The sequence below is a fragment of the Synechococcus sp. LTW-G genome (assembly GCF_054459035.1).
Genome location: NZ_JBTKYW010000007.1, coordinates 42,379 through 62,682 on the forward strand (window position 1 = coordinate 42,379; position 20,304 = coordinate 62,682).

Below are 20,304 nucleotides of genomic sequence, written 5' to 3' on the forward strand. Positions count from 1 at the left end.
CAAGGTCGATGTAAGAGAGATCAGTCGAGGATCTCGCCGGTTTTCTTGAGGCGGCGCTTCTTGGTGCCGTCCTTCTCCACCACGATTTCCACGCGGCTGGCCACCTTCTTATCGGTGGAATACAGCATCACGTTGGAAGCGTGCAGGGAGGCCTCTTCGGTCACGATGCGACCGGTTTCGCCTTCCTGGGTGGGCTTCATGTGACGGGTGCGCAGGTTGATGCCCTGCACAACCACGCGGTTCTCATAGGGAAGGGTGCGCAGGACCTCACCGGTCTTGCCCTTGTCCTTACCGCTGATCACCTGGACGGTGTCGCCCTTCTTGATGCGCATTTTGGCGCGCACCTGAACTTTGGCTTTAGGGGTGGCAGTCGCCATCTCAGATCACCTCCGGAGCGAGGGACACGATCTTGGTGAAGTTGCGGTCACGCAGTTCGCGAGCCACAGGACCGAAGACGCGGGTGCCCTTGGGGTTGTTGTCAGTGCCGAGGATCACGGCAGCGTTGTCGTCAAAACGGATTGAATTGCCGTTGACGCGACGCATGGTGGCTTTGGTGCGAACCACCACAGCCTTGACCACGTCGGACTTTTTCACGCCCATGTTGGGCATGGCGTCCTTGACGGCGGCCACGATCACATCGCCCACGTGGGCGTAGCGACGGTTGGTGCCCAGCACGCGGATGCACTGGATGCGCTTGGCGCCGCTGTTGTCAGCGACGTTGAGGAACGTTTCCTGTTGAATCATCGGGAGGTCTCCTCAGCTGGCGCTGCTGTTGTTCAGCACCTCGGCCACGGACCAACGCTTGGTGCGGCTGAGGGGACGGGTTTCGGTGATGCGGACGCGGTCACCCACCTTGCAGGTGTTGGCCTCATCGTGCGCCTTGTAGCGCTTGGTGCGGCTCACCGTCTTTTGATAGATGGGGTGGGGGAAGCGGTTTTCCACCGCCACCACCACGGTTTTATCCATCTTGTCGCTGACGACGGTGCCGACCCTTTCCTTGGTTGCCATAACGGTTACTTAGGGGATCAGGAAGCGGCGGAGCTCTTGCGCTCCGTTTGCACCGTCAGCAGCTGGGCCAGCTTGATGCGGGCGGCCTTGAAGCGGTGCGGGTTCTCGAGACGGCGGGTGGCCTGCTCGAAACGAAGGGTGAACAGTTCGCGACGGGTGTCGTCGATCTGCGTGGTGATGTCGCCGTCGGAAAGCTTGCGCACCTCGGCGATGTCGGGACGGGCCATGGTCAGGACTCCACGGTGGTGGCGGCCGCGGCGGCAGCCTGGTCAGCTTCCTGATCCGCCAGGGTCAGGAACTTGGTCTTCACGGGCAGCTTGTACTGCGCCAGGCGCATGGCCTCTTTGGCGATCTCGGGGGTGATATCGGCACCGCCCATCTCGAAGAGAATGCGGCCGGGCTTGATCACAGCCACCCAGAACTCCGGGTTGCCCTTACCGGAACCCATCCGGGTCTCGGCGGGGCGCATGGTCACCGGCTTGTCGGGGAAGATCCGGATCCAGATCTTTCCGCCCCGCTTGACGTAGCGGGTCATGGCACGGCGGCTGGCCTCAATCTGGCGGGAGGTGATCCACCCGCACTCTTGGGCCTGCAGAGCGAACTGACCGAAGGCGATGGTGTTGCCACGGGTGGCGACACCGCGCATGCGGCCGCGCTGCTGCTTACGGAATTTGACGCGTCTTGGACTCAGCATGGTTCAGGCCTCCTGATCACTCTTCGTTCGAACGGTCTTCGAACTGTTGGGGCCGGCGGCTAGCGCGGCGCTTGGGCGCAGCACCCACGGGCACCTTGTCCTGAGTGCCGGGAAGCACTTCCCCTTTGAAGACCCAAACCTTGATGCCCAGCACCCCGTAGGTGGTGGTGGCCACTTTGGTTGCGTAGTCGATGTCGGCGCGGAGGGTGTGCAGGGGCACCCGACCTTCACGGCTCCACTCGGTACGGGCAATTTCTGCACCGTTGAGGCGGCCGCTGACCTGAAGCTTCATGCCCAGGACACCAGCGCGCTGAGCACGCTGGATGGCCATACGCATGACGCGACGGAAGGCAACACGCTTCTCGAGCTGTTGAGCGATGTACTCAGCCAGCAGGAAGGCGTCAGCGTCAACGCGCTCCACTTCCACCACGTTGATCCGCACCTGACGGGCGGAGTCACCAATGGTTTTTTGGATGCCGCTGCGCAGCTCTTCAATGCCGCTGCCCTGGCGGCCGACGAGAACGCCGGGGCGGGCAGTTTTGAGCTCAACCTCAAGCTGATCGGCCTTGCGGGCGATCACAACGTCGCTGATGCCAGCGGCGCCGTACTTCTTGTGGATGAACTTACGGATCTGATCGTCTTCCTTCAGGAGAGACGGATAGGTCTTGCTGGGGGCGTACCAGCGGGACCGGTGTTCCTGGGTGATCCCCAGGCGCAAGCCGGTTGGATGGATCTTGTGTCCCATCGATCGGTGTCCTCGGGGGTCAGGCGGCAGGAGCCACAGCAATGCTGATGTGGCAAGTCTTTTTCTGGATCGCGTAGGCGCGACCCTGGGCACGGGGGCGATAACGCTTCATCACCGGACCCATGTCAGCCGTAGCGACAGAGATCACGAGAGAGGCGGGATCGAGACCCAGGTTGTGCTCGGCGTTGGCCACAGCGCTGCGCAGGACCTTGGTGATCGGTCCGGTGGAGCGGTAGGGCATGAACTCGAGCATGATCAGCGCGTCGCGATAGCTGCGACCGCGGATCTGGTCGAGAACCCGGCGAACCTTGGACACGGAACCGCGGATATAGCGGCCGTGTGCCTGGGCAGTCGTGGATGAGGTGTTTGCCATGTCCTCAGCGGCCTCCTTTCTTGTCCTTGATGTGGCCGCGGAAGTTGCGCGTTGGCGCAAATTCCCCCAGCTTGTGGCCCACCATCTGCTCCGTCACGTAGACGGGCACATGGGCCTTGCCGTTGTGCACGGCAATGGTGTGGCCGATCATCATCGGCAGGATCGTGGAAGCACGTGACCAGGTCTTGATCACGGACTTGTCATCGGCGGCGTTCTGCTTTTCAACCTTCCGCAGAAGGCTGTCGGCAATGAACGGACCTTTTTTGAGTGAACGTCCCATAGCGGTTTAAACGAACAGCAAAGCGGTGAGGTTGATCAGGAATCGCGTCCGCCACGGCTCCGCTTGGAGGTGCGGCGACGTTTCCGGAGCACAAACCGATTGCTGGGTTTGTTCCGCTTGCGGGTCTTGAGGCCCAGTGCAGGCTTACCCCAAGGAGTGACAGGGCCAGAACGGCCGATCGGAGCGCGGCCCTCGCCACCACCGTGGGGGTGATCGCAGGGGTTCATCACGCTGCCTCGGACCTGGGGGCGACGACCCAACCAGCGGCGACGGCCGGCCTTGCCCAGGCTGGTGTTCCGAACCTCAGCGTTACCCACTTCGCCGAGGGTGGCGTAGCACTCACGGCGGACCAGGCGCACCTCGGTGGAGGGCAGCTTGAGGGCGACGTAGTCACCTTCCTTGGCCATCACTTGAGCGCTGGCACCAGCGGTACGAACCATCTGGCCACCGCGACCGGCGTAGAGCTCAACGCAGTGAACGCTGGAGCCCAGGGGGATCGCCGAGAGGGGCAGGGCATTGCCGGTCTCGATCGGAGCATCGGGGCCGGAGACCACGGTGGAGCCCACGGTCACGCCAGCCGGAGCCAGGATGTAGCGCTTCTCGCCATCGGCGTAGAAGAGCAAAGCCAGGCGGGCGTTGCGGTGGGGGTCGTAGTGGATCGCTGCCACCTTGGCGACCACACCGTGCTTATTGCGGCGGAAGTCGACCAGGCGATAGAGGCGCTTGTGGCCACCACCGCGATGGCGGCAGGTGATCACACCGCGGTTGTTGCGACCTTTGCGTTGGTGCTTGGCCACCACCAGGCCCCGTTCGCGACCACGACCGGTGACTTCAGCGAAATCGCTGGCGACACGGGTACGGGTGCCGGGGGTGATGGGGCGGTACTTACGGATTCCCATAGTTCTTCAGACCCCTCAGGCTTCAGGGAACAGCTGGATGGCATTGCCATCGGCAAGGCGAACCACAGCCTTCTTCACCTGGGCACGCTTGCCGGCGAATCGGCCCACGCGGCGGGAGCGGCGAGGGGGGTTCATGGTGCTCACACCAACGACTTTGACGTCGAACAGTTGTTCAACGGCAGCCTTGATGTCGGGCTTGGCAGCCCGATGGTCCACCTCAAAGGTGTACTGATTGAGCTCGATGGCGCGGGTGGCCTTCTCAGTAATCAGGGGCCGACGGATCACATCCGCCAGGCGACCTTGAAAGCGTTCAGTCATCGCCGTAGACCTCCTGAATCTTCGCGAGTGCTTCCTCGCTCACCACCAAGGAATTGGCGTGGAGCAGGTCGAACACGTTGAGCTGATCTGCGGCGATCAGCTTCACCTTTTCGAGGTTGCGCACCGAGCGGCGCACCACCTCGCTGGGGGCATCCAGCACCACCAGCACCTTGGAGCCAGCGGCGATGCCGAAGCGGCTCAGGGCAGCGGTGATTTCTTTGGTCTTCGGGGTTTCAAGACCCGAAGCAAAGCCCTTCACCACAGTGATGTCAGCGGCGCGGCTCATCAGCGCAGTGCGCAGAGCCAGGCGACGCTCCTTGCGGTTCATCGCAAGGTTGTAGGTGCGGGGCTTCGGCCCGAACACCACACCACCGCCAGGACGCAGGGGGGTCCGGATCGAACCCTGACGGGCGCGACCGGTGCCCTTCTGCTTGTAGGGCTTGCGGCCACCGCCGGCCACCTCAGCGCGGGTGAGGGTGCTGGCCGTGCCCTGACGGGCATGGGCGAGCTGACGCACCACAGCGCGGTGCACCAGATCGTTAGCGGAGCTTTCCTTAGCGACTTTCAGGTCAAGGCTGGCCTTGCCGGCCTCTTTGCCTTGCCAGTCGCGAACAACACAGTTAGCCATCTCTGTCCTCCTCAGTTCGCGGCTTTGGCGCCCACCCGCTTAGCGGGGAGGATGTTCAGCAGGGCTCCGGGCTTACCGGGAACCGAGCCTTTCACCACGAGCAGGTTGCGCTCAGCATCCACCTTGAGGATGGTGAGGCCGCGGGTGGTGATTTGCTTGCCGCCGTAGCGACCAGCCATGCGCTTGCCGGGGTACACGCGGCCGGGGGTCGTACCCGCACCGGTGGAGCCAGGCTCGCGGTGGTTCTTCGAACCGTGGGTCATGGGACCGCGGCTGAAGCCGTGGCGCTTCTGGTAACCAGCGAAACCACGACCGATGGTGTCGCCGCTCACATCGACCTTCTGGCCCGCCTCAAAGGCGGCCACGGTGACGTCACCACCGAGTTCCAGACCGTCGACGGAGTCAACGCGGTATTCCTTCAGGTGGCGCAGCAGCTCGTCGCCCGACTTAGCCAGGTGGCCCTTAGCGGGCTTGCTGACGAGCTTTTCGCGGATATCACCGAAGCCCAGCTGAACGGCGGTGTAGCCGTCGGTGCTGTCGGTTTTGAGTTGGGTAATGCGGCAAGGACCTGCCTCGATCACGGTGACCGGGATGGCCCTGCCTTCGTCGTCGAAGAACTGGGACATGCCCAGTTTCTTCCCAAGAATGCCGATGGACATAAGGAGGGAGATACGCCAGCTGGACCACCACTCACAGGGAGTGGCGTGACTGAATCGAGTGGCGCAAGAAACCGATGGAGCTGAAATTTCCGGTTAACCCGGAACTGCAGTGGACCAATGCGGCGGAGCTAGCGACTCGAATCAGTGGGGGCTGGGACTTGCTCAGAAGAAGAAGCCAAAGGCGTCTTCAAGGTTGAGCAGTATCCCGGCGACTCAGAAGAGCCACACGGGCCCGGGAAGGCCGCCACCACTGGCGACCTTGTGCATTGCCCTGGAGGCCCGGCTAGCGGACGGGCACAGTTGCAATTGCACAAGCGAACACCATACCTCAGCGCATAACACCCTTCCCCTGCGATCAGCTGCCAGACTTCCGCAAGCGCTGATCCGCCCCCATGCCCCTGCTGCTCACCGGCCGCGGTTTCCGCCAGGAGCTGGAGCGGGCGGGCGCCTTGGCCCTCTACGCACCATTAGAAGGTGGCGCCGAGACCAGGCTGCTGCGCCGGATGCGCGCCGCTGGCTACCGGGCCCAGCTCACCTCCGCACGCGGCCTGGGGGATCCAGAAGCCTTCCTTCTGCAGTCCCACGGCGTGCGTCCTCCCCACCTCGGCCACCAAAGCGTTGGCCGCGGCGCGGCCGTTGGCGAGGTGCAAATGGCCACCCCACAACTGGGACACCTCTTTGAGGGCGACGCCCCTGTGCTGCTTTGGCTGCTGGAGGGGCAGGTCCTCTCCACCGCTGAGCTCGAGTCGCTGATCAACCTGACCCAACGGGAGCCCCGCCTGAAGATCGTCGTGGAGATGGGCGGCGCCCGTGCCCTGCGATGGCAGCCCCTGAGCTCCGTTTTGACCGCAGCCGTTTGACCCCAGAGGCGGCCCTTCAAAACGGCCGCTGGGTCAAATTGATCTGCGGCGCCGGGAATCAAGACCTGGCGGCCATCGAAGACCTCTGCGCGCTCTACACCGCAGCGGGCATCCACTGCATCGACATTGCCGCCGATACGGGCGTTGCGGAGGCCGCCAGGCGCGGCATGGACTGGGCTGTGACCCGGGGTGCCCAGCGCCCCTGGCTGATGGTCAGCCTCAGCGACGGCGCCGACCCCCACTTCCGCAAGGCCAGCTTTGAGCCCAGCCGCTGTCCCAGCGACTGTCCCAGGCCCTGCCAAAAGGTCTGCCCGGCCTTGGCCATTGGCGATCACGGCGGCGTCCAGGCGGAGCGCTGCTACGGCTGTGGGCGCTGCCTGCCCGCCTGCCCCCTGGGCCTGATCGATGAACAGCAGCAGTGGCTCAGCGCCGAAGCGGTCCCCGAACTCCTCCGGAGCATCAACCCGGATGCGGTTGAACTGCACACCCAGGCGGGACGGCAGAGCGCCTTCGAAGCCCGCCTGAGCCAGCTCAAGGCCAGCGGTGTTCCCCTTCAGCGCCTGGCGATCAGCTGCGGACTCGAGCGGGGCGCCGGCAGCCAGGAGACCACACCCCTGAGTAGCCGAGAGCTCGCCAGGGAGCTCTGGCAGCGCTTTGGCGCCCTGCGCCAGGCGGGCTACCGGCCGCTCTGGCAGCTCGATGGTCGTCCCATGAGCGGGGATGTCGGAGTTGGGACCGCCCGCTCCGCCGTGAAATTGCTGGAGGCGATCGCCCCCTGGGCACCGCCAGGCCCGCTGCAACTGGCCGGGGGAACCAACGGCAAAACAATTGAGCTCCTGGGCCCCAGCCACCGGGCAGCCGGTGTTGCCTTTGGCGGGATGGCCCGCAGCCTGCTGCAACCCTGGCTGCAGGAAGCCGATGAGCGCGGGCAGCCCCTGAGGGACATTCCCGAGCTCGAAGCGATCGCCAGCACCAGCGTGATGGCCCTCATCCAACCCTGGCTGGAGCGCTAATCGCTAGAACGCCCCCATGGCTTCAGCACCGATCAGCCCGCAACGCATCACGGATGACCTCGATCGCCTGCTCGAGGTCTTGCCCGAGGCCGTGCGCAGTGCCCTGGGCTCAGCTGAAGCCCGTGAGCAATTGCTTGAGGTCGTCCTCGATCTCGGCCGGATCCCTGAGGCCCGTTACCCGGGACGTGCCGTCCCCCTTGGGGCGAACCCGATTGAGCGCAGCGATCTGGCGGCGGTGGTCGAACAACTCGGAACCTTTGGAGGCGACAACCGAGCGGGCATCGAGCGGACCCTGCACCGCATCAGCGCCATTCGCAACCGCAGCGGCGACGTCGTCGGCCTGACCTGCCGGGTCGGCCGAGCGGTCTTCGGCACCGTGGCCATGGTCCGGGACCTGATGGATTCCGGTCAGTCGCTCCTGCTGATGGGGCGCCCAGGCGTCGGCAAAACAACCGCCCTTCGAGAGATTGCGCGAGTTCTGGCCGATGAGCTGGACAAGCGGGTGGTCGTGATCGACACCAGCAACGAAATTGCAGGCGACGGGGACATCCCTCACCCCGCCATCGGCCGGGCCCGGCGCATGCAAGTCACCCGGCCGGAGCTGCAGCACCAGGTGATGATCGAGGCGGTGGAGAACCACATGCCCGAGGTCATCGTGATCGATGAGATCGGGACGGAGCTGGAGGCCCAGGCGGCGCGCACCATCGCGGAGAGGGGCGTGATGCTGGTGGCCACGGCCCACGGCAACGAGCTCGCCAATCTGGTCAAAAACCCCACCCTCAGCGACCTGGTGGGGGGCATCGAATCCGTCACCCTCGGCGACGAGGAGGCCCGGCGGCGACGGACGCAAAAGACCGTCCTCGAGCGCGCCGCCGAACCCACCTTCCCCATGGCGGTGGAAATGCACAGCCGCGACCGCTGGCTCGTGCATCGCGACGTCGCCCGCACGGTGGACCTCCTGCTGCGCGGTCAGCTGCCGCGTCCCCAGGTCCGGCAGCTCGATGACCAGGGGCGCTTGCAGCTGAGTGAGCCGCTGGCGCCCAAGGCCAGCCCCCGGCAGTCCCCCGCCGCCGCACCGGTTCGGCGCATCCAGGAACCAGCTGGAGTCTCAGCGCAGCCCAACCTCGCCCTGCGTCCCCTCCCGGATCCGGAAGCGAGCCCGCCAACCGAGACGCCAAGCGCACCCCTGCATCTGTTCAATGCAGGGCTGAGCGAACCCCTGATTGACCAGGCCATCCGCAGCCGGCGTCTCCCCGTGCAATTGGTCGAAGCGGTGGAGGAGGCCGACGTCGTTCTGGCGGCGCGGCAACAACTGGGCCAGCGCCCTGAGCTGCGCCGGCGAGCCCAGGATGCAGGCCTGCCGATCCTTGTGATCAAGGCCGACACCCTGCCCCAGATTCAACGGGGCCTGGAGAGGCTGCTGCAGCGCCGAGAGGATCGCCCAGAGGCCACCAACGCCGCGGCACGCCCCGCAGCCGCCAGCTCCAGAGACGATGCGCTCGAAGCCCTCGAGGAATGCCGCCTGGCCGTCGAGCAGGTCGTCCTGCCCCAGGGGCAGCCGGTGGAGTTACTACCCCGCACCGAGGCCATCCGGCGGATGCAAGCGGAACTGGCGGCCCGCTACCAACTGACTTCCGCCGAGTTCGGCAGTGGCAGCCAGCTGCGCCTACGGCTCTTCCCCCGCTGAGTCACTCGGCCGAGATGGCCCAGTGAGATTGACGAAGGTCGACCCGTTGTGGGTAACTATCTGAGTGCTGATGACACCGCCAGTTCCTGGGGGTTTGCAAGCAGCGCGTTGGGCCGTCGCCAAGTGGTAAGGCAGCGGGTTTTGGTCCCGCCATTCCTAGGTTCGAATCCTAGCGGCCCAGTTTCACAAGATCCAAGCCACCGCAAGGGCTTTGGAGCCTCATGAGCCTCCAACCACTGCTGGTCTTTGACTTTGACGGCGTCCTGGTCGACGGGATGCGCGAGTACTGGTGGAGCGCCCGCAGGGCCGCCCAATTTCTGGCGCCCGAGTGCCACCTGCCGGAAGTGGCTCCGGAGGCCTTCGGCGCCCTCAGACCACTGATCCACAAGGGCTGGGAGATGGTCCTCGTGGCCCTGGAGCTCTCCCGCAGCGATCTCGACGTCGGCCACTACGTCAGCGCCTACGAGGAGCACACGCAAACGGCCCTGGCGCGCTGGGGTTTTTCAGCGGAGCAGCTCCAAAGCGCCCTGGAGGACCTCCGCGGCGAAGCGATCCAGCAGGACCCCAGCGGCTGGAGGGCATTGCACAGCCCCTATCCAGGCATCCCCGAGCGACTGCGGGCCCTGGAGAGCGAAGGCAGCCCCTGGCTGGTGCTGACCACCAAAGGTGGGAACTTTGCTCGGGAGCTGCTCACGGGCTACGGCCTGCACCCCCAGGCGGTCTACGGCCACGAACAAGGGAGCAAGCCAGAGGTTCTGCTGGGACTCAGGAAGCAGGGACGCCCCCTCTGGTTTGTTGAGGACCGGCGGGTCACCCTGGAAACCGTGCGCCGCACACCGGGGCTGGAGGCGGTGCGCTGCTTTCTGGTCTCCTGGGGCTACCTGGGCCCCCACGACCGCGAACAACTGCCCGAGGGCATCCAACTGCTGGAGCCCCAGCGCTTTGCCGGACCCTTGGCGAGCTGGCCCTAAGCCGCTAGGGTACGCCTGTACTACAGGCCAGGGTTCGCTCCGGTGAAACACCTGGCGCCTGGGGTGGCACTTCTTTCACAGAGGTCGCCCAGGATGGCACCACCGAACTGGCCTACCCGCTGCGCGGCCGCTCCTTCAACCCTTTCGCGATATGCCTGCTGACGACAAGAGCACCAGCGCCAAAAGTCCTGAGCGGGACAAGGCCCTTGGCCTCGTTCTGAACCAAATCGAGCGCAACTTCGGCAAGGGCTCGATCATGCGCCTGGGGGATGCCTCCCGCATGCGGATCGAGACCACCCCCACCGGCGCCCTGACCCTCGACCTCGCCCTCGGCGGTGGCTACCCGAAGGGACGGGTTGTTGAGGTCTATGGCCCGGAGAGCTCTGGTAAGACGACCCTCACCCTGCACGCCATCGCTGAAGTGCAGCGCCGCGGAGGCGTAGCCGCCTTCGTCGACGCCGAGCACGCCCTGGACCCCGTCTATGCCGCGGCCCTTGGCGTCGACATCGAGAACCTGCTGGTCTCCCAGCCGGACACCGGCGAGATGGCCCTGGAGATCGTTGATCAACTGGTGCGCTCCGCAGCCGTCGACATCGTCGTGGTGGACTCAGTGGCAGCGCTGACGCCCCGCTCGGAAATCGAGGGCGAGATGGGGGACCTCGCCGTCGGCAGCCAGGCCCGCCTGATGAGCCAGGCGATGCGCAAAATCACCGGCAACATCGGCAAGTCCGGTTGCACCGTGATCTTCCTGAACCAGCTCCGCCAAAAGATTGGCGTGACCTACGGCAACCCTGAGACCACCACCGGCGGTAACGCCCTGAAGTTCTACGCCTCAGTCCGCCTCGACATCCGCCGCATCCAGACCCTCAAGCGGGGCACCGAAGAATTCGGGATCCGCGCCAAGGTGAAAGTGGCCAAAAACAAAGTGGCCCCGCCCTTCCGGATCGCGGAATTCGACATCCTCTTCGGCCGTGGAATCAGCACCGTGGGCTGCCTGCTCGATCTCGCCGAAGAGCACGGTGTCGTTGTTCGCAAAGGCGCTTGGTACAGCTACGAAGGCGACAACATCGGCCAAGGGCGCGATAACACCATCACCTGGCTCGAGCAGAACAGCACCGAGAAAGAGGCCATTGAAGTGAAGGTGCGTCAAAAACTCAGCGAAACCACCGACTCGCTGAAGCCCGTCGCCACCGCCGCTGCCAAGTTGGCCGCCGCTGGAAGCACCAGCGCCGACAAGGACCAGGCCCTACCCGCCGCCAGCTAAGGCCTCCAGGCACAACAAAGCCCCCGGGTGATTCACCCGGGGGCTTTTTGCTGGTTGGCTCGGGCCTAAGAAACCGGCGCCGCGGCCACCGCAGGCTGAGCGAGGGCGCGGAGGTTGGCGCTCAAGCGCTCCAGCTCCTGAATGGCCTCAGCACCCTCAAGCTTCACCAGCTCATGGCCGTTGCGGGACTCCACCCAGCTGATGCCGAAATCCGAAACCAAAAAGCGCACCATGTGCTCATCGCCCAAGCTGGCGACGAAGGATGCGCCGTGGCCGTCCTGACCATCGCCGCAGACATAGCAAGTTGCGGCAATTCCCTGACGCTGCAGACCTTCAGCAAGAGCACGCAGGCTCATCACCAAGTCCTCAACAACGGAGCGGTACTGCTCAGCTAGGCGCGCGAACATGACCGCCGCAACTCAAGAATAGATCGATCCTAATCTTTTCTTCAGATTTGCGCGAGCAAGGATGTTCGCCCCCTGACGATTAACCGTCGGCCAGGGTCCACCAGCCCAAGGCGGGGCCGAGGAAGCGCACCGTCAGCCAGAAGAGCACCAGTGCACCAATGCCGATCCAGGCGCCACGGGTGGTGATGGAGACGAACTGCTCACCCTGGCGCTGGGTCAAGGGCAGCCAAGGAGCCAGACGCGGTGAGGTGTCTTTGGCCTTCTCGCTCTTCTTCTCGCGGGGGGGCAGACCCTGTTCCGAGCGACGCTTGGCCTCTCCCATTGCTGCTGTGCTGCGCGGCGCGGTCAGGCTACGGGGACTAGGCCACTTACGGGTTGGGGAGCAGTCGATGCAGGGCCACCCAGGGCTCCAGGGCCTCGAGCACCTGGCGGCCCCAACCCCGGCGCCTCAAGCGGCCGTCAAGGACGGCCAGACGACCGCCGTTGCGCCGTAAACCAGCAATCGAGCGCTGCAGTCGGCCCAGGGCTTCAGGCAGCAGCAGCTCCCGGAACCAATCACGACCCTGCAACCGCAGAGCCGCCACCCGAGCCGCCGTGAGCGGGTCCTCCAGGCTCGAGATGGGCAGGGTGGCCGCGATCAGCTGACAGGGCAACGGCAATCGCTGTTGATGTTCAAGCCACCAACTCCAGCTGCAGCAGAGGACGCCATTGGCCTCAGGGGCAGTGAGCTCATGGCCCACTCGACTGCCGAATTCCGCGGCCAAGGCACTGGTCAGTCCCAGCCTCAACCCCTCGTCATCAAGCACAACCACCGTCAGGCCGGCCTGCCCCAAGACCAAGCGGCGGCACTGATCCAGCAGATGGCTGGGGTAGTGGGGAGCATTCGGCAGGGCCTGCCCCTGGGGAGCAAACAGGGGCAAGGGATCCAGCAGGGGCGGATCCGCGAGGCTCACCTCCACCTGGGGCTCAATCCCGAGTCCTGAAGGGGCCGGTTGCGGCCAGGGGCCAACCACCACCAAGCCACGGCCGCTGAGGAGCCCGGGCATCACGGTGCAGGGATCCAGGGGCTGGCGATGCAGGGTCCACTGCAGCAGGGTTGGATTGACCGAGGCCCAACTGGTCCAGTCCTCGCCCGCCACCGCAAGCCACTGGGGCCAGGGCTCCGGCAGGGGAGACAGGACCCCCAGCAACTGCCGCAAGGGGGCCTCATCATCTGGAGTGATGGGAACCCGCTGATGGGGCCCGCAGGGCCGGGCCAACAGCCGGCGACTCAAGCGTTCATGCAGCTGCAGCAGGCTGGGGGCAGCGGCGGGAAGGCTGCGGCGCAACTGCTCCCAGTGCTCCGTTTCAATCACCACCTCCAGGGCCTGCCGCAGCAGCGGCTGCAGCAGCTCCCCCTCCGGAACCACCAGCTGTCGGTCCGCCAGTTGACCGCTACGCCAGGCCGCCACCAAGGCGTCGTGCTGCAGCAGCCAGAGCGGTGCCGACTCCGGTGCCGTGGTGCCCTCCCAGCAGGGCAGGTTCAAGCCAACGGCCTGGAGCCGGGGCAACTCCACCGTCAACAGACGCTGGCGCAGGGCCGGGCTGACCACCAACGCCACGGGGCTGTTGTTGAGAGCCAAGGGCACCAATAGACCCAGCAGCCAGCTGGGATCACTGCCGGGGGCCAGACGCACCAAGGTCTGATCCGAGCGCCGCAGGCTGCGGGCCACCAACCGGCTCAAGGTGAGGTGGTGGGGCCAGCGGGTTTCCCCCTCCAGGCGGAGGAGCGCCTTGAGCTGTTGGTGGGCCTTGGCTTCCAACATCGGGGAATCGTAGGAAGCTGGGACGAGACAACTGTTCAGCGATGACAACCCACTGGCGAGAGCGACCCATCGGGATCGTGGGCCTGGGGTTGATCGGCGGATCCCTGGGCCTGGATCTGCAAGCCCAGGGACTCGAGGTCCGAGCCTTGGTCCATCGCCACAGCACCGCCGAGCGGGCCCAGGAGCGGGGGCTGGCCCAGAGGATCGACACCGATCCGGCGGTGTTGCAGGACTGCGGTTTGGTGATCCTGGCCTTGCCCTTGGATCGCCTGCTGGAACCAGACCCCAGCCTGGTGGCGGCCCTGCCGGCCGACGCCGTGATAACGGATGTGGGATCGGTCAAGCAACCGATCCAGGAGCGCTGGGCATCGCTGCACCGGCGCTTCGTGCCGAGCCATCCGATGGCGGGGACGGCCCAAGCCGGGGTGGAGGCGGGCCTTGCCGGCCTCTTTCAAGGGCGTCCCTGGGTTGCCACCCCCACAGCAGAGACCGATCCAGACGCTCTGACGGCGGTGCGCGGCCTGGCGGAGAGCATCGGCGCCCACTGGCTGGAGTGCTCCGCCGCGGCTCATGACCAGGCCGTGGCCCTGATCTCCCACATGCCGGTCCTCGTCAGTGCCGCGCTGCTGCAGAGCGCCGACAGCGGCGGAACCGCGGCCCCAGCCCTCGTGCGGGCCCTGGCCTCCAGCGGCTTCGCCGACACCAGCCGCATCGGCGGCGGCAATCCCGAACTGGGCACCTTGATGGCGCGCACGAACCGCGCCGCCGTTCTGAGCGCCTTGGAGCAGTACCAATGGCAACTGCAACAGCTGCAGAGCTTGGTGGAGGGAGAGCAGTGGGAGGCCCTGCAGCAGGAGCTGGTGCACTGCCATGCCCTGCGACCTGAATTCCTCTAGCTGCTGAGCACCAGGGAGCGCCCCTTGCTCTGCAGTAACTGGCGGCAGGCCATCAAGGCCGAGAGGCTCACCCCAGCGGTGCCCTCACCGGGATAGATCGCGTCGCCACAGAGCCAAAGCCCTGCCAGGGGAGTCCGGCTGGCCAAGCCAAAGGGACCAAAGCGGCTCGGGTGCTGGCCCAGGCCACCGACAAAGCCGAAGGGTCGGCCCGTCCAGCCCGCAAACCCCCGCGGGGTAGCCAGCTCAGCATGGCGGTAGTCCTCCAGCCTCAGACCCAAGAAGGCCTCCAGCGCCGCCTGGATCCCCGCCATCGCCTGCTGTTTTTTGCGCTGGTACTCAGGCTCAGGCAGATCAAACCAAGGCTTGGCCGGGGTGAAGACACTCGCAATCAAGGTCGCCTGCCCCGCCGGGGCCCGTCCATCGCCCTCGGCGCTGAAGGAGAGAAAGACACTGCCGGGGTCCTGCCAATCCAGCTGGGCATGCAGCCCCAGTCCCTTGGGCAGGCGATCGCGATCCACCGCGGCATAAAGCACCAAAGCGCCCGACGGATCCGGGAAGCCGGCGATGCGACGGCCATAGGCCGCTGGCAGGGACTCTCCGAGCAGAGCCGGCAAGGTCTGAGGCGGCAGCGCACAGACCACATCGGCCGCCTCCAGCGCAAAGGGCTTCTGGCCTGGCCCCTCACCGCTCAGCTGCCAACCACTTCCGCCAGGGCGCATCTGGCTCAGCCGATGGCGCAAGCGCAGGCTCCCCCCCCTGGCCTCCAGAACCTGCTCGAGGGCCTGGCAGAGCTGCTGCATCGAGCCGTGGAGGTGCCAAAGCCCGAGCGGCTCCTGGGCCATCGCCAACACCGTGGCCCCGTACAGGGCCGCCGTCTGGTCGGCCGGCTCCTGGGAATAAAGGCGCAGCTGAAGATCCAAGAAGCGCCGCAGGCGCGCATCCCCCGCGCAGCCGCTGAGCACCAGCAAATCGGCAACCGTGGCGGTCGTGAACAGGCCACTGGCCAAGGTGCCGGCCCCAATCGCCCCCAGCAGTTGGCGCAGATCCCAGAGCGTGCGTGGCGGAAGCACCGGATCACGGGCGGCGAAGGCCCAATTGCTGCTGTGCAACAGGGCACAGAGGGCCCAAAACCGTTCACTTCCTGGGAACTGGCGCTCGCGCTCCTGGCGCCAACGCTCGGGATCCCGCCAGAGGTGCACCGGTTCCTCAGCGGTGTTGAGCTGCACGCTGCAGCCGGGATTCAAGGGAGTGGCCTCGGGTAGAGGGACGCCGAAATGGGCCATCAGCCGCTGATGGATCCCCCCCGGCTCAAACCCCGCCACCTGGGTCGCCCCAACATCAAAGACGTAGGGACCACGGCGAAAGGTTCCAGCGCAGCCACCGGTCTGGCTGTGGGCCTCCAGCAACTCCACCTGCAGGCCTTCTGCGGCCAGCAGTGCGGCTGCGGTCAGGCCGGCAATGCCCCCTCCAACGACTGCAACATCACAGGATTTGCCCATCGCGGCATGCTGGCAGCGCCCCTCCCTCCACCGCGTCGTGGCCATCCCGCAGGCGTTCTCAGACTGGATCGAGGCCACCAGCGGGGCCCGGCTGCTGAAGCGCTCACCGGTGGGTGGAGGCTGCATCCACAGCGCCTGGCGGCTGACCCTGGCCGATGGGCAGGAGCTCTTCGCCAAAACCAACCGCGCCGAACTGCTGCCGGTGCTCGAGGCTGAAGCCCAGGGGCTGGAGGCCCTGGCCAGGGCCATCGAGCAGGGGCAATCGAGCCTGCGCGTTCCGCGGCCCTGCGGCCTGGGCCTCGCCGGCGGCGAAGCCGTGTTGCTGCTGAACTGGCTGGAGCTCGGCACGCCAACGGATCCAGCCCAGGCCTGGGAGGCCCTAGGGGCCGGACTGGCCCAGCTGCACCGGGGCAGCCTCATTGGCCATGACGGACGCTTCGGCTGGGAGCGCGACAACTTCATTGGCTCTGGCCCCCAAGCCAACCGCTGGGGAAAGACCTGGGGCGCGTTTTTTGCCGAGCAGCGGCTCAGGCCCCAGCTCAGCTGGGCGGCCGACTCAGGACACGCGCTTCCTGGAGCCGAGGCCCTGGTCGAGCAAGTACCGCTCTGGCTCGCGGAGCACCCGGTGGAGCCTGCACTGGTGCACGGCGACCTCTGGAGCGGGAACGCTGCACTGCTTCAGGGCGGCGGCGGCGCCATCTTTGATCCGGCCGTCTACCGCGGGGACCGGGAGGTAGATCTAGCCATGGCCCAGCTCTTCGGCGGTTTCCCCCGCAGCTTCTTCAACGGCTACGAACGGGAATGGCCCCTGGAAGCGGGCCACCAGCGGCGGGTCGAGCTCTACAACCTGTATCACCTGCTCAACCACGCCAATCTCTTTGGCGGTGGCTACTGGCAGCAAAGTGCCGCCAGCATCACCGCGCTCCTTCGCGAGTGGCAATAAGAAACTGAATCAGCCCAGGTATTCCTTGCGCAGACCCTGGACCTTGTTGATCACGGCGGTGCGCTTGTCGCTGGTGGTGAGGTTTTTCCAGCTCCACTGACCCACGACCACCAGGCCCAGCAGCTCCAGCAGACCAGGAACCACAGGCAGCAGGTTGATGGTGTCCAGCACGCCCTTGATCAGGACCTGGGCGACGATCACGATCACCAGAACGCCCACACCCTTACCGATGCGGCCCATCTGGTTCCAGTCCACCTTGTCCAGGGTCTCGTTGACCTTGGAGAGCACCTCGGTGTAGCGCTCGGTGAAATTCGCGCCGGCCTCTTCTGCAGCTGGAGTTGCCGATTCCTTCAGATCGTTGCTGTCGTCGGTCATCAGGATGGGCTTGGATTAAAAACCTCGACACAAGGTATCCGGGTGACTGCCCAAGCGCCAGACCAGTTGCGCGTTGATGGTCATTGGCTGATGGTTTTGGAGCGAACCCTCAACGCCGCCCTGCCGGAAGAGGGTTGTGCTCTCCTGCTGGGTAAAACCAAGGGCAAAAGCCTGGAGCTGCATCGGGTTTGGCCCTGCTGCAACCGCTGGGAACCGGCCCGGGAACGGGACCACCGCTTCCTGCTCGATCCCCGCGAGCAGCTGCTCGCGCAACGCTGGGCCCGGGAGCATGGGCTCCAGGTGATCGGTTCAGCCCACAGCCATCCCACCAGCGCCGCCATCCCGTCCCAAACCGACCGGGAGCTCTGCTTTGGGCCCACCTTGATGGTGATCGCCTCAGGCCTGGGCAACGAGCGCTGGCGGGCCTGGTGGCTGTCCGGAGATGACGACGCCTGCGAGCCCCGTGAATTGCCTTTGCGACAGGGGCTGGCCGCAGGGGACCAGCGTTTGGGAAAGTAGGGAGCTGGAAAGCGATCGGCACTCCATGCTTCCCCTTGACACCACCGGCATCGAGCTGAGCCCCGATGAGGTGGCCCGTTTTGCGCGCCACCTGATCCTGCCGGAAGTGGGCATGGAGGGTCAAAAGCGGCTCAAAGCCTCTTCTGTCCTCTGCGTGGGCACCGGCGGACTGGGCTCCCCTCTGCTCCTTTATTTGGCTGCGGCTGGCGTCGGCCGCATCGGCATCGTCGACTTCGACGTGGTGGATCACTCCAACCTGCAGCGTCAGGTGATCCACGGCACCAGCTGGGTCGGCAAACCCAAGATCGAATCGGCCAAGGCGCGAATCCTCGAGATCAACCCCCACTGCCAAGTCGATCTCTACGAGACGGCCCTCAGCAGCGAGAACGCCCTCGACATCGTTCGCCCCTACGACATCGTCTGCGACGGGACCGACAACTTCCCCACCCGCTACCTGGTGAACGACGCCTGCGTGCTGCTGGGCAAGCCCAACGTCTACGGCTCGATCTTCCGCTTTGAAGGCCAGGCCACGGTGTTCAACCTGGATGCCGAAAGCCCCAACTACCGCGACCTCTTCCCTGAGCCCCCGCCGCCGGGCATGGTTCCCTCCTGCGCCGAGGGCGGCGTGGTGGGCGTTCTGCCTGGAATCATCGGCGTGATCCAGGCCACCGAGGCGGTGAAGATCATCACTGGCATCGGCACCACCCTCAGCGGGCGCCTGCTGTTGTTTGATGCCCTGGGCATGAAGTTCCGGGAGCTGAAGCTGCGCCCCAACCCGGAGCGTCCGGTGATCGACAAGCTGATCGACTACCAGGAGTTCTGCGGGGTCGGCGGCACCGCACCCGGCCAAGAGGAAGCCGGCTCCGTCGAAAGCATCAGCGTCAGCGAACTGAAGACCCTGCTGGATGGGGACACCTCCGGCATGGTGCTGATCGACGTGCGCAACCCGCCCGAAGCGGAGATTGCGGTCATCCCAGGAGCCGAGCTGATTCCCCTCGACCACATCGAGAACGGAACCGCCGTGGAGCGGATCAAGCAGCTGGCCGACGGCAAGCAGCTCTACGTCCACTGCAAGCTCGGGGGCCGCAGCGCCAAGGCCCTGATTGCCCTGAAGCGCCACGGCGTTGAAGGCATCAACGTGGCCGGCGGCATCGATGCCTGGAGCCAAGAGGTGGACAGCTCAGTCCCCCGCTACTGATTGCAAGCCCTCAGCCCGGGGACTCCCCGGGCTTTTTTCATGGTCAGCGCTCAGTAATCCACGCCGCGCTTGAGGTCCACCCCACGTTCGGCGTAGTGCTTGTGGCAGACCATCTCGGAGTGGACGCTGGCCAAATCGAAGTAGGCCGGGGGGTGCTTGCAGCGTCCGGTCAGGATCACTTCAGTCTCAGCCGGCTTGCGCAGCAGGGTTTGCACGATCGGCTCGACCGGAATCAACTCGAGATCAACGGTGGGGTTGATCTCATCGAGGATCACCGTCTTGTAGAGACCACTGGAGATCGCCGCACGGGCGATCTCCCAAGCGCGCTCGGCCTCGACGTAATCAATCGGCTGCTGCTGACCGCGCCAGACGATGGCGTCCCGGCCCGAGCGCAGGTGATCCACCAAATGGGGGTAGCTCTCCCGTAGGGCCGCAATCGCCGCGTCCTCGGTGTAGCCGTTGCCCCCCTTGAGCCACTGCAGGATCAACACCCTGTGGCTTTTGTCCTGGGAGATGCCGCGGCCAATGGCCTGCAGGGCCTTGCCCAGGGCACTGGTGGACTTGCCCTTGCCCTCGCCGGTGTAGACCTCAACCCCCTCGAGGCCCGCCAAGACCGGCTCACCGGCTTGCTCCTCGAAGGCCGGGGTATCGGGGCGCCGGTGGGCGCGCATCTCCGAGTGGAGGTCTGCAATCTGCACCAAGGAGCGAGGAGCGCCCCGACCGGTGACGATCACCTCCATGCCGGCGGGTTTGGCCGAGAGGGTGCGCACCACCTCCTCGGCATCCAACAAGCCAAGATCCAGCACGGGGTTGAGCTCATCGAGCACCACCACCGAATAGAGCTCGCTGGCGATGGCCCCCTTGGCGATGGTCCAACCCCGCTGGGCCTCTTGCACGTCCACGCGGGTGACCTCATCGGCGCCAAAAAATTCGCCGCGGCCGGTGCGGACCTGGTCGATCAGATGGGGGAAACCCTGCTGCAGGGCTTCGATCGCCGCGTCTTCGTCGTAGGAGCGACCGGGCCCCTTCAGAAAACGCAGCAAGAGCACTCGGGTCTGCTTCTGCTCGCAGATGCCCAAGCCAATGGTCCGCAGGACGACCCCGAGGGCCGCCTGACTTTTGCCTTTGCCTTCGCCGTCGTAGACGTGAACCTGGCCGCGACTGCGCTCGCTGCCATCGGCGGCGGTTCGGATCCCAATGCCGCGTCCGGTGCTGCGACTAGTGCTGGCAGAGGTTGCCTGCGGAGCCATCGACGAGCCTCTT

Annotated in this window: 27 protein-coding genes and 1 tRNA gene; 10 read left to right on the forward strand and 18 right to left on the reverse strand. The window is 65.6% G+C overall.

What is annotated here, in order from left to right:
- Nucleotides 1-20: 20 nt before the first annotated feature.
- Genes rplX through rplC form a run of 12 tightly spaced genes read right to left on the reverse strand, consistent with a single transcriptional unit; the run spans nt 21 to nt 5,604 of the window.
- A complete protein-coding gene (gene rplX, locus ACXIQ9_RS10730; RefSeq protein ID WP_010314950.1) occupies nt 21-377 on the reverse strand; it encodes a 50S ribosomal protein L24 in 357 nt (118 codons plus the stop codon).
- A gap of 1 nt (nt 378) precedes the next feature.
- Entirely contained in the window at nt 379-744 is a 366-nt protein-coding gene (rplN, locus tag ACXIQ9_RS10735; protein WP_010314948.1) for a 50S ribosomal protein L14, read from the reverse strand.
- Nucleotides 745-756: 12 nt separating this feature from the next.
- The gene (gene rpsQ / locus ACXIQ9_RS10740) at nt 757-1,008 is read right to left on the reverse strand and encodes a 30S ribosomal protein S17 (protein ID WP_185186182.1); all 252 of its coding nucleotides are present in this window, start codon (nt 1,006-1,008) and stop codon (nt 757-759) included.
- A gap of 17 nt (nt 1,009-1,025) precedes the next feature.
- Entirely contained in the window at nt 1,026-1,235 is a 210-nt protein-coding gene (rpmC, locus tag ACXIQ9_RS10745; protein WP_010314946.1) for a 50S ribosomal protein L29, read from the reverse strand.
- Nucleotides 1,236-1,237: 2 nt separating this feature from the next.
- Entirely contained in the window at nt 1,238-1,702 is a 465-nt protein-coding gene (rplP, locus tag ACXIQ9_RS10750; RefSeq protein WP_424175058.1) for a 50S ribosomal protein L16, read from the reverse strand.
- A gap of 16 nt (nt 1,703-1,718) precedes the next feature.
- Nucleotides 1,719-2,447, reverse strand: coding sequence for a 30S ribosomal protein S3 (rpsC, locus tag ACXIQ9_RS10755; RefSeq protein WP_010314943.1), 729 nt, complete (start codon nt 2,445-2,447; stop codon nt 1,719-1,721).
- A gap of 19 nt (nt 2,448-2,466) precedes the next feature.
- Entirely contained in the window at nt 2,467-2,820 is a 354-nt protein-coding gene (rplV, locus tag ACXIQ9_RS10760; RefSeq protein ID WP_029626117.1) for a 50S ribosomal protein L22, read from the reverse strand.
- A 4-nt stretch (nt 2,821-2,824) separates the two neighbouring features.
- Complete coding sequence (rpsS, locus tag ACXIQ9_RS10765) at nt 2,825-3,100, reverse strand: 30S ribosomal protein S19 (protein ID WP_010311665.1); 276 nt, start codon at nt 3,098-3,100, stop codon at nt 2,825-2,827.
- A 35-nt stretch (nt 3,101-3,135) separates the two neighbouring features.
- Nucleotides 3,136-3,999 carry a 50S ribosomal protein L2 gene (gene rplB / locus ACXIQ9_RS10770; RefSeq protein WP_010314938.1) on the reverse strand — a complete coding sequence of 288 codons (864 nt, stop codon included), beginning with the start codon at nt 3,997-3,999 and terminating at the stop codon, nt 3,136-3,138.
- A gap of 15 nt (nt 4,000-4,014) precedes the next feature.
- Complete coding sequence (locus tag ACXIQ9_RS10775; RefSeq protein WP_010314935.1) at nt 4,015-4,317, reverse strand: 50S ribosomal protein L23; 303 nt, start codon at nt 4,315-4,317, stop codon at nt 4,015-4,017.
- On the reverse strand, nt 4,310-4,945 hold the full coding sequence (gene rplD / locus ACXIQ9_RS10780) for a 50S ribosomal protein L4 (RefSeq protein WP_010314934.1): 636 nt from the start codon (nt 4,943-4,945) through the stop codon (nt 4,310-4,312). Before rplD ends, ACXIQ9_RS10775 begins: the two co-directional genes overlap by 8 nt.
- 11 nt (nt 4,946-4,956) lie before the next feature.
- Nucleotides 4,957-5,604, reverse strand: a complete 648-nt coding sequence (rplC, locus tag ACXIQ9_RS10785; RefSeq protein WP_010314932.1) for a 50S ribosomal protein L3 — start codon at nt 5,602-5,604, stop codon at nt 4,957-4,959.
- A gap of 392 nt (nt 5,605-5,996) precedes the next feature.
- Here rplC and ACXIQ9_RS10790 point away from each other — a divergent pair, with 392 nt between their 5' ends.
- The 6 genes from ACXIQ9_RS10790 (at nt 5,997) to recA (ending at nt 11,399) form a co-directional block, all read left to right on the forward strand.
- Entirely contained in the window at nt 5,997-6,464 is a 468-nt protein-coding gene (locus ACXIQ9_RS10790; RefSeq protein WP_296420540.1) for an NAD(P)H-quinone oxidoreductase subunit N, read from the forward strand.
- Nucleotides 6,425-7,477: a Light dependent period protein LdpA domain-containing protein gene (locus tag ACXIQ9_RS10795; protein WP_459016653.1), complete on the forward strand. Its 1,053-nt coding sequence runs from the start codon at nt 6,425-6,427 to the stop codon at nt 7,475-7,477. Before ACXIQ9_RS10790 ends, ACXIQ9_RS10795 begins: the two co-directional genes overlap by 40 nt.
- A gap of 16 nt (nt 7,478-7,493) precedes the next feature.
- Nucleotides 7,494-9,164 carry an AAA family ATPase gene (locus ACXIQ9_RS10800; RefSeq protein WP_459016654.1) on the forward strand — a complete coding sequence of 557 codons (1,671 nt, stop codon included), beginning with the start codon at nt 7,494-7,496 and terminating at the stop codon, nt 9,162-9,164.
- Between the two features lie 109 nt (nt 9,165-9,273).
- Nucleotides 9,274-9,345: transfer RNA gene (locus ACXIQ9_RS10805), tRNA-Gln, on the forward strand.
- Nucleotides 9,346-9,385: 40 nt separating this feature from the next.
- The gene (locus tag ACXIQ9_RS10810; RefSeq protein WP_459016655.1) at nt 9,386-10,135 is read left to right on the forward strand and encodes an HAD family hydrolase; all 750 of its coding nucleotides are present in this window, start codon (nt 9,386-9,388) and stop codon (nt 10,133-10,135) included.
- Nucleotides 10,136-10,286: 151 nt separating this feature from the next.
- On the forward strand, nt 10,287-11,399 hold the full coding sequence (gene recA, locus ACXIQ9_RS10815; protein WP_459016656.1) for a recombinase RecA: 1,113 nt from the start codon (nt 10,287-10,289) through the stop codon (nt 11,397-11,399).
- A 65-nt stretch (nt 11,400-11,464) separates the two neighbouring features.
- On the opposite strand, the gene ACXIQ9_RS10820 is transcribed toward recA, so the two are convergent.
- The 3 genes from ACXIQ9_RS10820 to ACXIQ9_RS10830 form a co-directional block, all read right to left on the reverse strand.
- Nucleotides 11,465-11,806: a DUF1815 family protein gene (locus tag ACXIQ9_RS10820; RefSeq protein WP_247479636.1), complete on the reverse strand. Its 342-nt coding sequence runs from the start codon at nt 11,804-11,806 to the stop codon at nt 11,465-11,467.
- A 79-nt stretch (nt 11,807-11,885) separates the two neighbouring features.
- Complete coding sequence (locus ACXIQ9_RS10825) at nt 11,886-12,128, reverse strand: DUF2839 domain-containing protein (protein ID WP_459016657.1); 243 nt, start codon at nt 12,126-12,128, stop codon at nt 11,886-11,888.
- A 46-nt stretch (nt 12,129-12,174) separates the two neighbouring features.
- The gene (locus ACXIQ9_RS10830) at nt 12,175-13,611 is read right to left on the reverse strand and encodes a helicase (protein ID WP_296416101.1); all 1,437 of its coding nucleotides are present in this window, start codon (nt 13,609-13,611) and stop codon (nt 12,175-12,177) included.
- Nucleotides 13,612-13,652: 41 nt separating this feature from the next.
- On the opposite strand from ACXIQ9_RS10830, the gene ACXIQ9_RS10835 reads away from it, so the two are divergent.
- Nucleotides 13,653-14,507, forward strand: coding sequence for a prephenate/arogenate dehydrogenase (locus ACXIQ9_RS10835; protein WP_459016658.1), 855 nt, complete (start codon nt 13,653-13,655; stop codon nt 14,505-14,507).
- Here ACXIQ9_RS10835 and crtD read toward each other — a convergent pair.
- A complete protein-coding gene (crtD, locus tag ACXIQ9_RS10840) occupies nt 14,504-16,006 on the reverse strand; it encodes a C-3',4' desaturase CrtD (protein ID WP_459016659.1) in 1,503 nt (500 codons plus the stop codon). The two genes, ACXIQ9_RS10835 and crtD, sit on opposite strands and share 4 nt — an antisense overlap.
- Between crtD and ACXIQ9_RS10845 the strand changes: the two genes are divergently transcribed.
- Nucleotides 15,999-16,949, forward strand: a complete 951-nt coding sequence (locus ACXIQ9_RS10845; RefSeq protein WP_459016660.1) for a fructosamine kinase family protein — start codon at nt 15,999-16,001, stop codon at nt 16,947-16,949. The genes crtD and ACXIQ9_RS10845 overlap by 8 nt on opposite strands.
- Nucleotides 16,950-16,958: 9 nt before the next feature.
- On the opposite strand, the gene ACXIQ9_RS10850 is transcribed toward ACXIQ9_RS10845, so the two are convergent.
- Entirely contained in the window at nt 16,959-17,324 is a 366-nt protein-coding gene (locus tag ACXIQ9_RS10850; protein WP_010314878.1) for a CAAD domain-containing protein, read from the reverse strand.
- Between the two features lie 42 nt (nt 17,325-17,366).
- Here ACXIQ9_RS10850 and ACXIQ9_RS10855 point away from each other — a divergent pair, with 42 nt between their 5' ends.
- Both ACXIQ9_RS10855 and moeB read left to right on the forward strand, forming a co-directional pair.
- Nucleotides 17,367-17,843 carry a M67 family metallopeptidase gene (locus ACXIQ9_RS10855; RefSeq protein WP_296416097.1) on the forward strand — a complete coding sequence of 159 codons (477 nt, stop codon included), beginning with the start codon at nt 17,367-17,369 and terminating at the stop codon, nt 17,841-17,843.
- Nucleotides 17,844-17,868: 25 nt separating this feature from the next.
- The gene (gene moeB / locus ACXIQ9_RS10860; RefSeq protein ID WP_010314875.1) at nt 17,869-19,041 is read left to right on the forward strand and encodes a molybdopterin-synthase adenylyltransferase MoeB; all 1,173 of its coding nucleotides are present in this window, start codon (nt 17,869-17,871) and stop codon (nt 19,039-19,041) included.
- A gap of 50 nt (nt 19,042-19,091) precedes the next feature.
- On the opposite strand, the gene ACXIQ9_RS10865 is transcribed toward moeB, so the two are convergent.
- Nucleotides 19,092-20,291: a cob(I)yrinic acid a,c-diamide adenosyltransferase gene (locus ACXIQ9_RS10865; RefSeq protein ID WP_459016661.1), complete on the reverse strand. Its 1,200-nt coding sequence runs from the start codon at nt 20,289-20,291 to the stop codon at nt 19,092-19,094.
- Nucleotides 20,292-20,304 lie beyond the last annotated feature (13 nt).

Bases quoted from the DNA above. Each gene is read 5' to 3' on its own strand.
- ACXIQ9_RS10825 (WP_459016657.1), bottom strand. From the start codon at position 12,128: ATGGGAGAGGCCAAGCGTCGCTCGGAACAGGGTCTGCCCCCCCGCGAG.
- ACXIQ9_RS10800 (WP_459016654.1), top strand. From the start codon at position 7,494: ATGGCTTCAGCACCGATCAGCCCGCAACGCATCACGGATGACCTCGAT.
- rplB (WP_010314938.1), bottom strand. From the start codon at position 3,999: ATGGGAATCCGTAAGTACCGCCCCATCACCCCCGGCACCCGTACCCGT.
- ACXIQ9_RS10865 (WP_459016661.1), bottom strand. From the start codon at position 20,291: ATGGCTCCGCAGGCAACCTCTGCCAGCACTAGTCGCAGCACCGGACGC.
- ACXIQ9_RS10820 (WP_247479636.1), bottom strand. From the start codon at position 11,806: ATGTTCGCGCGCCTAGCTGAGCAGTACCGCTCCGTTGTTGAGGACTTG.
- recA (WP_459016656.1), top strand. From the start codon at position 10,287: ATGCCTGCTGACGACAAGAGCACCAGCGCCAAAAGTCCTGAGCGGGAC.
- rplC (WP_010314932.1), bottom strand. From the start codon at position 5,604: ATGTCCATCGGCATTCTTGGGAAGAAACTGGGCATGTCCCAGTTCTTC.
- ACXIQ9_RS10850 (WP_010314878.1), bottom strand. From the start codon at position 17,324: ATGACCGACGACAGCAACGATCTGAAGGAATCGGCAACTCCAGCTGCA.
- ACXIQ9_RS10830 (WP_296416101.1), bottom strand. From the start codon at position 13,611: ATGTTGGAAGCCAAGGCCCACCAACAGCTCAAGGCGCTCCTCCGCCTG.
- rpmC (WP_010314946.1), bottom strand. From the start codon at position 1,235: ATGGCCCGTCCCGACATCGCCGAGGTGCGCAAGCTTTCCGACGGCGAC.
- rplP (WP_424175058.1), bottom strand. From the start codon at position 1,702: ATGCTGAGTCCAAGACGCGTCAAATTCCGTAAGCAGCAGCGCGGCCGC.
- rplD (WP_010314934.1), bottom strand. From the start codon at position 4,945: ATGGCTAACTGTGTTGTTCGCGACTGGCAAGGCAAAGAGGCCGGCAAG.
- rpsS (WP_010311665.1), bottom strand. From the start codon at position 3,100: ATGGGACGTTCACTCAAAAAAGGTCCGTTCATTGCCGACAGCCTTCTG.
- ACXIQ9_RS10795 (WP_459016653.1), top strand. From the start codon at position 6,425: ATGGCAGCCCCTGAGCTCCGTTTTGACCGCAGCCGTTTGACCCCAGAG.
- rplN (WP_010314948.1), bottom strand. From the start codon at position 744: ATGATTCAACAGGAAACGTTCCTCAACGTCGCTGACAACAGCGGCGCC.
- rpsC (WP_010314943.1), bottom strand. From the start codon at position 2,447: ATGGGACACAAGATCCATCCAACCGGCTTGCGCCTGGGGATCACCCAG.
- ACXIQ9_RS10835 (WP_459016658.1), top strand. From the start codon at position 13,653: ATGACAACCCACTGGCGAGAGCGACCCATCGGGATCGTGGGCCTGGGG.
- ACXIQ9_RS10790 (WP_296420540.1), top strand. From the start codon at position 5,997: ATGCCCCTGCTGCTCACCGGCCGCGGTTTCCGCCAGGAGCTGGAGCGG.
- rplV (WP_029626117.1), bottom strand. From the start codon at position 2,820: ATGGCAAACACCTCATCCACGACTGCCCAGGCACACGGCCGCTATATC.
- ACXIQ9_RS10775 (WP_010314935.1), bottom strand. From the start codon at position 4,317: ATGACTGAACGCTTTCAAGGTCGCCTGGCGGATGTGATCCGTCGGCCC.
- moeB (WP_010314875.1), top strand. From the start codon at position 17,869: ATGCTTCCCCTTGACACCACCGGCATCGAGCTGAGCCCCGATGAGGTG.
- rpsQ (WP_185186182.1), bottom strand. From the start codon at position 1,008: ATGGCAACCAAGGAAAGGGTCGGCACCGTCGTCAGCGACAAGATGGAT.
- crtD (WP_459016659.1), bottom strand. From the start codon at position 16,006: ATGGGCAAATCCTGTGATGTTGCAGTCGTTGGAGGGGGCATTGCCGGC.
- rplX (WP_010314950.1), bottom strand. From the start codon at position 377: ATGGCGACTGCCACCCCTAAAGCCAAAGTTCAGGTGCGCGCCAAAATG.
- ACXIQ9_RS10810 (WP_459016655.1), top strand. From the start codon at position 9,386: ATGAGCCTCCAACCACTGCTGGTCTTTGACTTTGACGGCGTCCTGGTC.